Annotated in this window: 12 protein-coding genes; 1 reads left to right on the top strand and 11 read right to left on the bottom strand. The window is 64.6% G+C overall.

Annotated features, from left to right (window positions below; all coding sequences use genetic code 11):
* Positions 1-312: 312 nt before the first annotated feature.
* The 8 genes from ACQRBR_RS11465 to pyrH all read right to left on the bottom strand — a co-directional run bounded on the left by ACQRBR_RS11465 (position 313) and on the right by pyrH (position 7,531).
* The gene (locus ACQRBR_RS11465) at positions 313-819 is read right to left on the bottom strand and encodes a hypothetical protein (RefSeq protein WP_303879286.1); all 507 of its coding nucleotides are present in this window, start codon (positions 817-819) and stop codon (positions 313-315) included.
* A gap of 130 nt (positions 820-949) precedes the next feature.
* Complete coding sequence (tsaB, locus tag ACQRBR_RS11460; RefSeq protein ID WP_427813014.1) at positions 950-1,762, bottom strand: tRNA (adenosine(37)-N6)-threonylcarbamoyltransferase complex dimerization subunit type 1 TsaB; 813 nt, start codon at positions 1,760-1,762, stop codon at positions 950-952.
* A gap of 21 nt (positions 1,763-1,783) precedes the next feature.
* The gene (gene rseP, locus ACQRBR_RS11455; protein WP_427813013.1) at positions 1,784-2,911 is read right to left on the bottom strand and encodes an RIP metalloprotease RseP; all 1,128 of its coding nucleotides are present in this window, start codon (positions 2,909-2,911) and stop codon (positions 1,784-1,786) included.
* Complete coding sequence (gene dxr, locus ACQRBR_RS11450; RefSeq protein ID WP_278337902.1) at positions 2,905-4,224, bottom strand: 1-deoxy-D-xylulose-5-phosphate reductoisomerase; 1,320 nt, start codon at positions 4,222-4,224, stop codon at positions 2,905-2,907. Before dxr ends, rseP begins: the two co-directional genes overlap by 7 nt.
* A gap of 329 nt (positions 4,225-4,553) precedes the next feature.
* Positions 4,554-5,366, bottom strand: a complete 813-nt coding sequence (locus tag ACQRBR_RS11445) for a phosphatidate cytidylyltransferase (protein WP_303879303.1) — start codon at positions 5,364-5,366, stop codon at positions 4,554-4,556.
* Positions 5,356-6,078: an isoprenyl transferase gene (locus ACQRBR_RS11440; RefSeq protein ID WP_427813012.1), complete on the bottom strand. Its 723-nt coding sequence runs from the start codon at positions 6,076-6,078 to the stop codon at positions 5,356-5,358. Before ACQRBR_RS11440 ends, ACQRBR_RS11445 begins: the two co-directional genes overlap by 11 nt.
* 135 nt (positions 6,079-6,213) lie before the next feature.
* Positions 6,214-6,774, bottom strand: coding sequence for a ribosome recycling factor (gene frr / locus ACQRBR_RS11435; protein ID WP_006007844.1), 561 nt, complete (start codon positions 6,772-6,774; stop codon positions 6,214-6,216).
* A 40-nt stretch (positions 6,775-6,814) separates the two neighbouring features.
* Positions 6,815-7,531: a UMP kinase gene (pyrH, locus tag ACQRBR_RS11430; RefSeq protein ID WP_006007843.1), complete on the bottom strand. Its 717-nt coding sequence runs from the start codon at positions 7,529-7,531 to the stop codon at positions 6,815-6,817.
* A gap of 500 nt (positions 7,532-8,031) precedes the next feature.
* On the opposite strand from pyrH, the gene ACQRBR_RS11425 reads away from it, so the two are divergent.
* A complete protein-coding gene (locus tag ACQRBR_RS11425; RefSeq protein WP_427813011.1) occupies positions 8,032-9,138 on the top strand; it encodes an AI-2E family transporter in 1,107 nt (368 codons plus the stop codon).
* Between the two features lie 294 nt (positions 9,139-9,432).
* Here ACQRBR_RS11425 and ACQRBR_RS11420 read toward each other — a convergent pair whose 3' ends face one another.
* From ACQRBR_RS11420 to rpsB, 3 genes are all read right to left on the bottom strand, one after another.
* Positions 9,433-11,046, bottom strand: a complete 1,614-nt coding sequence (locus tag ACQRBR_RS11420; RefSeq protein ID WP_427813010.1) for a TerC family protein — start codon at positions 11,044-11,046, stop codon at positions 9,433-9,435.
* Positions 11,047-11,234: 188 nt separating this feature from the next.
* Positions 11,235-12,089, bottom strand: coding sequence for a translation elongation factor Ts (gene tsf / locus ACQRBR_RS11415; protein ID WP_006007838.1), 855 nt, complete (start codon positions 12,087-12,089; stop codon positions 11,235-11,237).
* A 239-nt stretch (positions 12,090-12,328) separates the two neighbouring features.
* A complete protein-coding gene (gene rpsB / locus ACQRBR_RS11410) occupies positions 12,329-13,090 on the bottom strand; it encodes a 30S ribosomal protein S2 (RefSeq protein WP_006007837.1) in 762 nt (253 codons plus the stop codon).
* Positions 13,091-13,677 lie beyond the last annotated feature (587 nt).

The raw sequence follows: 13,677 nt of genomic DNA, 5'->3' as shown, positions 1-13,677 counted from the left end.
TAAAACTTTTATTATGGCCCCTGACGGTCATCAGAGACGCCGAAACCGTGCCGGGCGTTCTGTCCCCCGGCAGCACAGAAACGCCCCGTATCAAAACGATACGGGGCGTTTTTATGCCATCCAGAGGAATATATGGACGAAGCGTGAGCCTTGCGCCGGGCCGATCCAACCTTGCGACACCATGCCCGCCATACAGACCAGAAAAAAATTTTTTCGGGGTGGGGAAGAGCGCAAGAAGGGGAGGGACAGTTTTTACCAAAAAACGCCCCTCCCCCTCTCGCATCTCTTTCCCCGGTTCAGACGGGGCAGGCTTTAATCGTCATGCCGGGCGGCACGACCGCAAAAACGTCCCTGCAGCTCGTTGAGCTGGTTCACGGCTTCGCGCCCGTTGGCGATGTTGTGCACCAGAATCTCGCTTTGCTGCGAAAAACGGTTGCCCACCCGTACGGTGTAGCTGTTGAACAGCCAGCTGCTGAAACCCGAGGTGAAAGCCGCATCTTCCATATCCCGCCATTTGACGCCCACGGCGCCCCGGTTCCAGGGCAGGATGCCCCGGTACAACCAGACGCCCTTGCTGTCGGCATACAGGTGCACGCTGCGCACCAGCAGTATCCTGTAGACCATGCACAGCACCAGCAGGGCGCCCACGCCCGCGAAGATCCAGAAAAATTCCGGCATATAGCGCTGTCCGGCCACGCACAGGGCCACGCAGACCAGCAGCATCAGCACCGGCCCGGCCCAGGCCAGCCAGGACTGGCGATAACTGAGCAGGGGCCGTTCAGCGGCATCGCTGCCCTCAAGGATATGTTCATCAGACATGCGCGTTCCTCCTTGGAAAAGGACGTCGCTGTGAAGAGCTCCGGGGCGCAGGCACGCCCGCATAAAAACACGATGGGCGTGTCTGGAGAAAAGTTTTCCTTCCTCCAAACACGCCCATCACATTACAACATCAGATCTCGCTGCCCGGGGCCAGATGCAGCAGGCGCTCCAGCTCGGCGGTGGCGGCATCGCTGTCCCGGCCCTGGCGACGGGCCAGATCGGGCAGGTTGTCCACGGCATCGCAGGGACGCACATAGAGCGGCTCGATGTCCTCAGAAGCGTAGTCACCATGCCGTGCCAGCAAACACAGGGCCTCGGTGGAGGCATGGATGCAGGCGGGCAGGCAGGTCACGGCAGGCAGGGTTTCCAGCGGTGCGCAGGCATCCGCATTGCGCCGCAGGCCCGTACCGCAGACCAGCGTGGCGTCCGCCGTATCGGCAGTGATGGCCGCCACGGCCTCGGCCGGCGTGCACAGGCTCACCCCCTGCAGGGGCTGGGCCGGGATCTCGGGCCCGTAGCTGATGAAGGGCTGACAGTGGACGAGGTTGCGGCGGGCATGGGTCAGGACCCAGATGTGGCCGCCGTAGAGCATGCCGCGCCGCATGACGGCCGTGGTGGCCAGGGCCTGCATGTAGTCCAGCCCCGCCAGCTGCGCCCGGCCGCAACGGCGCAGAGCCGCGGCCGTGGCCAGGGTCAGGCGGATGCCCGTAAAGGAGCCCGGCCCGCGCACGCAGGCGATGCGGCGCAGATCGCTCCACCGGATGCCCAGTGACGTGGCCAGCTCGGCCAGCGCCGGGGCCAGGATCTCCGTGGCCCGCTCGCTGCGGTACCATTCCTGTGCACAAAGGATGGCCTCATCCTCCGTGACCACGATCTGCAGCACGCCTTCAGCGGCGTTGAGTATCAGCTCCAGTCCCGTTCCCGGGACAGCGTGTGTCGCCATATCTATTTCTCCCGCCGGACGCTAGGGGGCCGTCTTTTCCACGGCCGGGGCCTCGTCCGGCGTATTGATGATGCGTGTCACGTCGTTGAAGGTGGCAAAGATCATCAGGCTCAGCAGCAGGGCCATGCCCACGCGCATGCCCCATTCCTGGATCTTCTGCGGCACGGGGCGGCGGAAGATCATCTCGATGAGGCAAAAGAGCATCTGGCCGCCGTCCAGCACGGGCACGGGCAGCAGATTGAGGATGGCCAGGTTGATGCTGATGAGCGCCGCCAGGCCGAGCACGCCCACAAGGCCCTGCTCCGCCTGCTGGCCCACCATCTGGGCGATCATGATGGGGCCGCCCACCTGATCGGCGGGCACCACGCGCTGGGCCAGCTTGACGAAGCTCTGCCAGGTCAGGTCCACCAGACGCCAGGTCTGGACAAGGCCCGTCTTCAACGCCTCGGAAAAGCCCAGTTCTTCCACGCGCACCGAGCCCAGCGGCCCGATGCCGATGAGCCAAGCTTTCTCATCCTCGCCAAAGATGGTCTTGCGCGTGCTCCACTTCGGCGTCAGGGTCAGTTCCAGTTCCGTGCCCTGGGTCATGCCCTCGGCGGGCTGCCGGGCCACGGTCAGGGTCAGGGGACGGCCGTTGGCCTCGGCCACGGTCGGGGATATCTCGTCCCACGAATTGAGGGGACGGCCGTCGATGCTCAGGATCAGGTCGCCCTTTTGCAGACCGGCCTGTGCCGCCGCGCTCTGGGGCATGACGGCGCCCACCTGCGGCAGCATGACGGCATTGCCCCAGCCCCAGGCCACCACCCAGCACAGGATGCAGGCCAGCAGGATGTTGGCGAAGGGCCCGGCCGCGATCACAAGGAAGCGCTGCCACGCGGGCCGCAGGGAAAAGCATTCCTCCCGGGTGAAGCCGCTGGGGATGTCGTTCTCGTCGTTCTCGCCCACCAGGGCCACATAGCCGCCCAGAGGTACCAGCGACAGGGCGTATTCCGTCTTGCCGTGGCGGTATTTGAGCAGTTTGGGGCCAAAGCCCAGGGAAAAGGTGGACACGCCCATGCCCAGCCAGCGGGCCACGGCAAAATGTCCCAGTTCATGGAAAAAGATCAGGCCGCCAAGGACAATGATGGCGGCAACGATGGTCGTCAGCACTCGTCAACTCCGGCGCGGGCCAGCTGTTTCACCAGCTCGCGTGTTTTCAGGTCAAGGCGCGACATGCGCTCTGTCAAGATAGTCACTTCCCGTTCAAGGGCAAGACTGTCATCGCCGCTACAGGACAGCGGCGGGCAGAACGGTTCGTGCCCCGGCTCGCCGGCGGCATGGGCATCCATGGCGGCCGAGACCAGCTCCGCGATATCGGCAAAGGCGCACTTGCCGGACAGGAACAGCTCCACGGCGGCCTCGTTGGCGGCGTTCATCACCACCGACATGCCGCCGCGTTCCCGCAGGGCGCGGCGCGCCAGCTTCAGGGCCGGGAAAGCCTCGTCGTCAGGGGCGAAGAACTGCAGGGTGCCGGCCTTGACCAGATCCAGCGGCGGCACGCCCGTATCCACGCAGCGGGGCCAGAACAGGCAAGCCGCAATGGGGATGCGCATGTCCGGCGTGCCCAGCTGCGCCAGCTGGCTGCCGTCCGTGAACTGCACCAGCGAGTGCACCAGCGACTGCGGATGCACCAGCACCGTGATCTTTTCCAACGGCACGCCGTACAGGTGGAAGGCTTCCACCACTTCCAGGGCCTTGTTCATCATGGTGGCCGAGTCGATGCTGATCTTGGCGCCCATCTTCCAGTTGGGATGATCCAGGGCCTGCGCGCGGGTCACGTTGCGCAGCTCCTCGCGGCTGCGGCCGCGGAACGGGCCGCCGGAGGCCGTCAGCAGCAGGCGGTCCACCTCCTGTCCACGTCCGGCCAGGCACTGAAAGATGGCGTTGTGCTCGGAGTCCACCGGCAGGATACTGGCATGGGTGCGGGCGCAGACCTGACGCAGCATGTCACCGGCCAGCACCAGCGATTCCTTGTTGGCCAGGCAGATGACCTTGCCCGCCAGCGCGGCCGCCAGCGTCCCGGCCAGGCCCGCCGCGCCCACCTGCGCCGAAAGCACGGTGTCCGCTTCGGGCAGGGCCGCCAGACGGGCATAGCCTTCGCTGCCCACCAGGATCTCGGGGGTGTAGCCCGTGGGCAGCAGCTTGCGCAGGCCCGCGGCCGAAGCCTCGTCCAGCACGGCCAGATACGGAGGACGGAATTCCTGAGCCTGCTCGGCCAGGGTCTTGATGTTGCGCGCGCAGGAAAGGCCCAGCACCACGCATTCACGCCGCCGCGAACGGATGGCCGCCAATGTGTTGCCGCCGATGGAACCGGTGGAGCCCAAAAGGACAAGCTGGCGCACGCCGCGCCGCCACGCCTCGGAAGGCGCTTCCGAAATATACCGAATCGCAGGGCCGTTCAGCCCGGGCCACAGATCTGACATGTGTTTCTCCTTTGTCTCCGGGACAAAATCGTCCACAGCATGCCAAAAATCCCTTGCCGCGTCGAGAGCGGGCCGGAGGGAGGAAGGAATGGGATGCAAGCGTGTTTGCGGGGGAAGGGAGGGCCGGGACCGCGCTTGCCCCAGCCCGGATGCCGGGCAATGGCTGTCATCCGACGGCTGTTTCACAGAACGCAAGCGGATCTATTCCCCGCCAGCGTCCTTCTAAAAACGCCAAAGGGGCCGGTCCTCCAGAAGAAGACCGGCCCCTTTGCAAAATCGGGCTCAGCACGGGCAGCCGATGGTTCCATCAGCTGCCGGCGGCATGACGGCTAAAAGAAGAAGAACCACTGGTCCACGACGGCGAACATGGGCATGGCGAACAGGATGCTGTCCGCACGGTCCAGGATGCCGCCATGGCCGGGCAGCAGGTTGCTGGAGTCCTTCACATGCACCGCGCGCTTGAGGGCGGATTCGAACAGGTCGCCCAGCTGGGCAAAGGCATTGATGGCGATCCCCAGCAGGGCGAAGGCCCACCAGCTGGCGCTGCCCAGGCAGGCGCCGTAGATGGTGCAGAAGATGACGCAGCCCACCAGACTGCCCACCGCGCCTTCGGAGCTCTTGTTGGGGCTCACGCGGGGCCAAAGCTTGTGGTGCCCGAAGCGGGTGCCCACGAAATAGGCGGACGTATCGGAAACGGCCACGGCCGCCAGCACGAAGATGAGCTTGGTGGTGGAAAGATAGGTGGCGGGCAGCAACAGCAGCGGGATGTAGGCCAGACCGGCCATGAAGATGCCGCTGGAGGCAAAAGCGGGCACGCCTTCCTCTTCCACCTCATTCCAGCGGAACAGGAAGCTCATGGCAGCCAGCACGAAGCCCGCGCCCAGGCAGACCAGGGCGTCCTGCGTGCGGTGGGCCCAGGTCAGCGTCAGCATGCCCCAGCCCAGAGCGATAGCGCAGATACGGCTGGGGATGCGCTTGTTGCCCCAGAACAGGGAGAAGAACTCCCACAGGCCCAGCGCCGCCACCAGCAGGATGAGGGCAAGCAGCACCCAGCCCCGCAGGACGAGGGCAAGAACGACGATGGCGGCCAGAACGAGGCCGGTGATGGTGCGGCGGATGTCGGTGGCGTGATCAACGGCCATTGATTTGCTCCTGGGTTTTCCCGAATCGGCGCGAGCGTCCGGCGTAGACGGCCAGGGCCTCGTGCAGGGCCTCCACGCCGAAGTCGGGCCAGGGCGTGGGGGTGAAGTAAAATTCGCTGTAAGCGCACTGGTAGAGCAGATAATTGCTCAGGCGCTGTTCTCCGCTGGTGCGGATGAGGAAATCGGGGTCGGGCTGCCCGGCGGTGTACAGATGGTCGGCCAGGCTCTGTTCGGTGACGTCCTCGGGACGCAGGCCCTCGGCCATCATGCTGCGCACGGCGCGCACCAGCTCGGCGCGGCCGCCGTAGTTGAGGGCCAGGTTGAGCACCATGTCCGTATTGGCCGCCGTGCGGCGCAGGCCGTGGCGTAGAGCCGTGCGGGCGGCCAGGGGCAGGGCCTCCATGTCGCCCAGGATGTTCAGGCGGATGCCCTCGCGCTCCATGCGGGGCACTTCCTGGCCCAAAAATTCCAGCAGCAGGGAGAACAGGGCCGAGACTTCGGTCTTGGGCCGCGACCAGTTCTCGCTGGAAAAGGTGTACAGGGTCAGGTAGCGGATGCCCAGACGACGGCATTCGGTTACGATGGTGCGCACGGTCTCGGCACCGGCACGGTGCCCCGCCTCGCGCGGCAGACCGCGGGCCTGGGCCCAGCGGCCGTTGCCGTCCATGATGATGGCCAGGTGTACGGGAAGATGGGTAAGCGTTTCGCTCATGGTACCTCTCTGAACCGGGGACGACAGGCCCGGAAAACATGACCGTGCCGAAAAAAACATGGCCCGGTGCCCCTGGGGCTGGCCGGGCTGCGGAAAACGTCCGGGAGCGGCAATGCCGCTCCCGGAAGGCGGACACTAGATGTCCATGATTTCCTTTTCTTTGGCCTGGCTGCGCTTGTCGGCATCAGCCACGAACTTGTCGGTCAGCTTCTGCACTTCGGCCTCGGCCTTCTTCTGTTCGTCTTCGGTGATGGCCTTTTCCTTCTCCAGCTTCTTCAGGGAGTCGTTGGCATCACGACGCACGTTGCGCACGGCCACCTTGGCGTCTTCGGTGTACTTGCGGGCCACCTTGACGAGCTCCTTGCGGCGCTCTTCGGTCAGCGGCGGGATGTTGATGCGGATGATGCGGCCGTCATTGACCGGGGTCAGGCCCAGGTCGGACTTGAGGATGGCCTTCTCCACCACGGAGATGCCGCCCTTGTCCCAGGGCTGGATGGTGATGGTGCGGCTGTCGGGCACGGCCACGGAAGCCATCTGGGAGATGGGGGTGGGGGTGCCGTAGTAATCGGCCTTGATACCGTCCACCAGGGCGGTGGTGGCGCGGCCGGTGCGCAGTTTCTGGAAGTCGCGTTCCAGAGCGGCCATGGCTTTTTCCATGCGGTCTTCGGTATCCAGAAGGATGGTATCGATATCCATAAAATCTCCTTACAGACTGTAGAGTTCGGAAAGATCGTGACTAGCAGTCGTGCACGATGGTGCCCACCTGCTCGCCCAGGATGGCACGGCGGATGTCGCCGCCCAGCATGCGGCAGACGATGATGGGCACGTTGTTGTCGCGCACCAGGGCAAAGGCCGCGGCGTCCATGACGCCCAGATGGCGGGACAGGGTCTCGTCATAGCTCAGGCTGTCGTACTTGACGGCATCGGGGAACTTGGCGGGGTCCTTGTCGTAGATACCGTCCACCTTGGTGGCCTTGATGATGGCATCGCACTGCAGTTCCATGCCGCGCAGGGCAGCGGTGGTGTCGGTGGTGAAATAGGGGTTGCCGGTACCGGCGGCGCAGATGACCACACGGCCCTTTTCCAGATGGCGCATGGCGCGGCGACGGATGAAGGGCTCGCAGACTTCCTGCATGTCGATGGCGGACAGCACGCGGGTGGGATAGCCGAATTTTTCCAGCATGTCCTGCACGGCCAGGGCATTGAGCACCGTGGCCAGCATGCCCATGTAGTCGGCGGAGGAACGTTCCATGCCCTTGGCGGAACCGGAAAGGCCGCGGAAGATATTGCCGCCGCCGATGACCAGGGCAAGTTCCACGCCCATGTCGAGCAATCCGCCGATCTCCTTGCAGATGGTGCCCACGGTTTCGGGGTCGATACCGGTTTTCTGCTCTCCGGCCAGGGCCTCGCCGCTCAGCTTGAGCAGCACGCGCTTGTACTTGAGTTCAGCCATATGTTCCGCCTTGGTTGAAGCCGGCCACGCCGGCTGTTGCTTTCATGGATCGTCCGATACCGAACAGCAGGCATTCGGACGCGCTCTTTTCATCATAGCAAAAAACGTCGCTATCTCAAAGCACTTTTACCATGGCGCCCCCGCAGGACGGCACGGGACGGCCCTTTGCAAGGCGGCCTGCCCGGCAGGAGAAGACACGCTCCATGAACAGGACGACCGCGTTGGACGGAATGCAGGGTAAGCCCCATGACTGCCCCCTTCCCGGCCTCAGCGGGCCGTGTCTGCCGCACCTGACGGGAAGACAGGGGGGGGCTGCCGTCGCCCAACGTGCGGTACCTCAAGGTGCGGCGAGGCTGGACGGCAATATGCAGCGGGCTTTTGTCCGATACCTACCGCCGGGGACCGTCACCGGAACGGGAGCCTATTTGCCTGCCCCCGGCTTTTGCGGTATCGGAAAGATTCCCCCACTGAAGCCGCGCGCAGCCCGGCAAGGAGTCCCCATGCTCGAATGCAACAACCGTTTCGAAGATCGCGCCTTCCTCCTGCTGCTGGCCGGCGTCTCGCTGGCCTTCCTCTGGATGCTGCGCCCCTTCTTCGATGTCATCTTCTGGGGCATCGTCATCGCCCTGCTCTCCACTCCCGTCTACGATGCCCTGCAACGCCGCAGCATGGGCCGCAACCTGGCGGCGCTGACCTGCGTGCTCCTGAGTCTGGTGCTCATCATCGTGCCCTGCGCGTACATTTTTTATACGTTCATCAATGAGGTGGCCAACCTCTACGGCCGTCTGACGTCCGGCGGGCATGACATCCGCGAGACGCTGGAAAAGCTGCGCGAGGTGGCGCCCGGCGTGCAGGACTGGCTCACCCGCTACGGCTACGGCCCTGAGGTCATCACCCAGAAACTTTCCGAGCTGGCGGTCAAGGTCAGCGGGCTGGTGGCGCGCAACACCGTGGCCCTGGGCGGCAGTACGGTGAACTTCCTCGTGGACCTCTGCATCATGCTCTATCTGGCCTTCTTCCTGGTGCGCGACGGCAAGCAGCTGCGCGTGCTGCTCATCCGGGCCCTGCCCTTTGGCGACCACCGCGAGGACCTGCTCTTCGCCAAGTTCGCCGAAGTGCTGCGGGCCACGGTCAAGGGCAGCCTGCTGGTGGCCATGGCCCAGGGCGCGCTGGGCGGCCTCATCTTCTGGATACTGGGCATCAAGGCCCCGGTGCTTTGGGGCGTAGTGATGACCCTGCTCTCGCTCATCCCGGTGGTGGGCGCGGGCGTGGTCTGGGCGCCGGTGGCCGGATATCTGCTGCTCACAGGCGATTATGTGTCCGGTGTGGTGCTGCTGGCCTACGGGGTCTTCGTCATCGGTCTGGCGGACAACATCCTCCGCCCCGTCCTGGTGGGACGCGATACCAAGCTGCCGGACTTCATGGTCCTGCTCTCCACGCTGGGCGGGTTCTCGCTCTTCGGTATGGACGGCTTCGTGACGGGCCCCATGCTGGCCGTACTTTTCGTGACGGTCTGGAAGATCTTCATGGACGAATTCAAACCGCCCCTGACACTGGACGGTAGCGCCCCCGCACAGGATGCGGACGGGGACGGCCCCACGGCATGACGCAAAAGGCCACCCGCAACGGCGGGTGGCCTTCCATTACCTGCCCCCCGGCAGGTGAAAGATAGGGGACGGGATCCACGGCACCCGTCCCCTGTATGCGGCAGCCTCCCACAGCTGCTGCTCCGGAAGCAAGGAAGAGGGGAAAGGAGGAGAACCTGATCCCTTGCTTCCGGTAAATCCTGCTGTCCCGGCGAGGATGTTCCCATCCCCGGCGTCCTGCAGCGGCCCGGGACACACGGGCCATCCGGCATGCCCTTCCGGGCACCGGCGGCAGACGCCGCCCCGCCGGGACAGCTAATGTTCCAGACGGCGGACCAGCACCTCGTCGATGCGGTTGCCGTCCATCTTCACTATCTTCATCCGCCAGCCCTGGATGCGCACCCGCTCGCCTTCGTGCGGGATATGCCCCAGAGCTTCCAGCAACAGCCCCGCCAGTGTGGCCGAGGAGCTGCGCGGCGGCAGGTGGATGCCCAGCCAGGAGGTCACGGCATCCACGGTCAGGCGACCGGGCATGAGCCACGAACCGTCAGGCTGACGGCAGGCTTCTGGCCCGGCGGGCATGTCGCCCATCTGGCCTGCCAGCACGCTCACCAGATCCGTGGGCGTGATGCAGCCCACCACGCTGCCGTATTCGTCACGCACGAAGGCCAGGGGCGTGGGCTCTTCGCGAAAAGTTTCCAGCATCTCCGTCAGCGAGGCATGCTCGAAGATCGTGGGCGCGGAGCGCAGCAGGGGCAGCACGCTCCAGACCTGTCCGCTACCGTCATCCTGCGGCGCTGCCGTACCGGGGCCGTCCGTGCCCGTCACGGGCCCCTGGGGCGTCACGGCCGCCAGATCCCCGGTATGGATCACGCCCAGCACCTCGTCCCTGTCCGGGTCCAGCACCGGCAGCCAGGGCGAGAGGCTCTCGCTGGCAAAACGGCAGGCCGTGGCATAGTCGGCATCGCTGTCCAGCCAGCGTACCCGGTGGCGCGGGGTCATGATGAAGCGGGCCGTGCGTCCGCTCAGGCGGATCACGCGGGCCACCATGTCGCGCTCTTCCGGCTCGAACAGGGGCTGGGCATCGCTCTCGCTGGCCAGGGCCGCGGCATCGCGCCGCGCTTCTTCCTCGCCGGGACGTCCGCCGCCCAGCAGCCCCAGCACCGCCATGGCCATGGATTCACGCATGTCGCGCATGCTGATGCGCTTGCGACGGTTGCGCAGGGCCACCTGGTTGCAGATCTCCACCAGCACCGAGAAGCAGATGGCCGCATAGAGGTAACCCTTGGGAATATGGTAACCCAGGCCGTCCATGAGCAGGCTCAGGCCGATCATCATCAAAAAGCCCAGACACAGGATGATGACCGTGGGATGACGCTCCACAAAACTGGTCAGCGGTGCGGCGGCCATGACCATGACCAGCATGGCCACGATGACGGCCAGCATCATCACCGGGATATGGTCCACCATGCCCACCGAGGTGATGATGGAATCCAGGGAGAACACGGCATCCAGCACCAGGATCTGGATGATGACCTGCCAGAAGCCCGAGCGCGTGGGCGCCGAGGAGTATTCGGCCATGCCGCCTTCCAGGCGTTCGTGCAGCTCCATGGTCCCCTTGAGCAGCAAAAAGATACCGCCGCCCATGAGGATGAAATCTCGCCACGAGAAGGCTTTGCCGAAGATCGTGACCAGGGGCTCGGTCAGACTGACGATCCAGGCTATGGCGGAAAGCAGCACCAGGCGCATGACGAGCGCGAGACCAAGACCGGTAAGGAAAGCCCGGCGGCGCTGTTCCTGCGTATGCAGGCGCGAGGTGAGGATGGAGATGAAAACGAGGTTGTCGATGCCCAGCACGACCTCGAGCACGATCAGGGTGCCCAGCCCGGCCCAGGCCGAGGGATCGGCGATCCACGAGAAATCCCACATGGGAGCTTTCCGCCTCCTTGCGGCAGTGATGCTGAAGTGATGCCCGGCCCTCCCGCTCCGCATGAGGTCCCGGACTGGATGAAGGCAGCATACGCCGGCGTCCGTCAGGAAAGCGTCGGCATGGCCGGGAAAAAGGCCAAAAAAAAGGAGGGGCCGGAGCCCCTCCTGGGATCTTTATAGCGGACAGCTTATTCAGCGGCCAGCTGGATGCGGCTGAAGCCGGCGACCTTGATGTCGCCACCGGCGGCCTTGGCCACTTCGCGCACCACTTCGGTCATGCTCTTCTTGTCGTCGCGGATGTAGGGCTGTTCCATCAGGCAGACTTCCTTCTGGAACTTCTTCACGGCGCCTTCGGCGATCTTTTCCACGATCTGTTCGGGCTTGCCTTCTTCGCGGGCCTTCTGGCGGTACACTTCACGCTCGCGTTCCATGGCGGCGGCGTCCAGGCTGGCGCCGTCCAGGGCCATGGGGTTGGTGGCGGCCACCTGCATGGCCACGTTCTTGGCCAGTTCCTGCACTTCAGGCTTGGCAGCGGTAGCGGCGCTGTCGCACACCAGGTCCACCAGCACGCCGATCTTGCGGTTGGCGTGGATGTACTGGCCGATCACTTCGTTGTCTTCACGGGTGTGACGGGTGAAGTTGCCGAGCTGCATGTTTTCGCCCACGGAGGCGATGAGCTGGGTCACGTCTTCGCCCACCAGGCCCTTCAGGGCTTCGGCGTCGGCGGGGTTGCTGTCCAGCACGCTCTGGGCCACCTTGGCGGCCAGGGCTTCGAACTGTTCGCCGCGGGCCACGAAGTCGGTTTCGCACAGCAGGGCGGACATGGCCACGGTCTTGCCGTCAGCGCTCACGGCGGCCATCACCAGGCCTTCGCTGGTGGCACGGCCGGACTTCTTGGCAGCCTTGGCCATACCCTTCTGGCGCAGCCAGTCGACGGCCTTTTCCAGGTCGCCGTCCACTTCCACCAGGGCTTTCTTGCAGTCCATCATGCCGGCGCCGGTCTTTTCGCGCAGTTCCTTCACCATAGCGGCGGAAATAGCCATTGTATTCTCCTGTGTATCCGGCCTGGGCCGGAGCAAGATTCCAAAAAAATCGCGCAGTGCGCAGGGTGGCGGCACAGCCCGAAAGCCGCGCCGCCACCTTTTGAAGCATGGGGGGGCCGGAGCCTTGCCGCTCCGGTTCCTGCGTCGCCCGCCACGGGCATCCCCGTCCGGGCGCGGGCATCAGCAGGGCCGATGCCCGGGGCAACAGCGTTGCCCGAGGTCAGAAGACCGTACCAAAACTACTCGGCGGCAGCTTCGGTCTCGGCAGCCTTCTGCATGGCTTCTTCGGCGTTGGCTTCCACGGCGGCGCCGTCCTTCATCTGGGCTTCGCCTTCCTGGCAGGCTTCGGAGAAAGCCGTCACGAACAGCTTGATGGCGCGGATGGCGTCATCGTTGCCGGGGATGATGTAGTCGATGACATCGGGGTCGCAGTTGGTGTCGGTCACGGCCACGATCGGGATGCCCAGCTTGCGGCATTCCTTCACGGCGATGTCTTCGCGATGGGGGTCGATGATGAAAGCCAGCTGGGGCAGGCGATCCATGTTCTTGATACCGCCCAGGGTCTGTTCCAGCTTCTGCATTTCGCGTTCCAGCAGCAGGATTTCCTTCTTCTGGTAGCGGTTGATGCTGCCGTCGGCGAACATGCCTTCCAGCTTCTTCAGGCGTTCCACGCTCTTCTGGATGGTGACGAAGTTGGTCAGGGTGCCGCCCATCCAGCGGTTGGTCACGTAGTACTGGTTGGCCTTGGTGGCTTCGGTGGCCACGGCTTCCTGGGCCTGGCGCTTGGTACCGATGAACAGCACCTTGCCGCCGTTGGCCACGGTGTCGACCACCTTGTCATAGGCCACGCGGAACAGCTTCACGGTCTGCTGCAGGTCGATGATATGGATGCCGTTGCGGGCGCCGAAGATGTAAGGACGCATCTTGGGGTTCCAACGACGGGTCTGGTGACCGAAATGCACGCCGGTTTCCAGCATCTGCTTCATGCTGACGTAAGCCATTTTTCAATCCTCCAAAAGGGTTGTGATCTTCCACACCGGCCCAGACCCTGCAACCCGGCCTGCCGCCGCCCCCGGCCCCATGACCGGAAGACAACGAAAAATGCGCCGTAGCGCATTGCCGGGCACCCCGGGCCGCTGCCGGAGTGTGCTTCGATGAACGAGTTTCCATAGACCAAAAGCCCGTAAATGGCAAGCCCTGAAGGCAAAGAGCCGCTCCTTTCCCGACAGGCGGCATTTCTTTTGGCACATCGGAAAACATTCGCCTGATGCCTCTGAAAGATCCGGCAGCGTCACCAAAAAGAAAGGCTCCCCAAAGCGGGGAGCCTGACCGGGGAAGACTGCGGCGTTGCCTGCCGGCGCTTGAAGGCGACATGGCAGGGGCTGCTGCCGTTCCGTGGCCGTACCGGTAACGGAGCCGTGACGCGGCGCGTGGCCGGGTCCGATGTTCTCCGCTAGCGGGAAATTTTCCGGGATCACCGGCAGCCCCTCAAGGGGGGGCGGGGCTGCCGGGGGGGGTATCAGGAGGAGGAAGGTCGGTATGTTCCCGGCCGGCTCCGAAGGAGGGACGAGCCGGCCGGGGGAGGGAC

It is taken from the genome of Desulfovibrio sp. SGI.133, assembly GCF_050313955.1.
Classification (GTDB): domain Bacteria; phylum Desulfobacterota; class Desulfovibrionia; order Desulfovibrionales; family Desulfovibrionaceae; genus Desulfovibrio.
The sequence above is the reverse complement of the archived record's forward strand: the minus strand, read 5'-3'. Positions and strand labels throughout refer to the sequence as shown.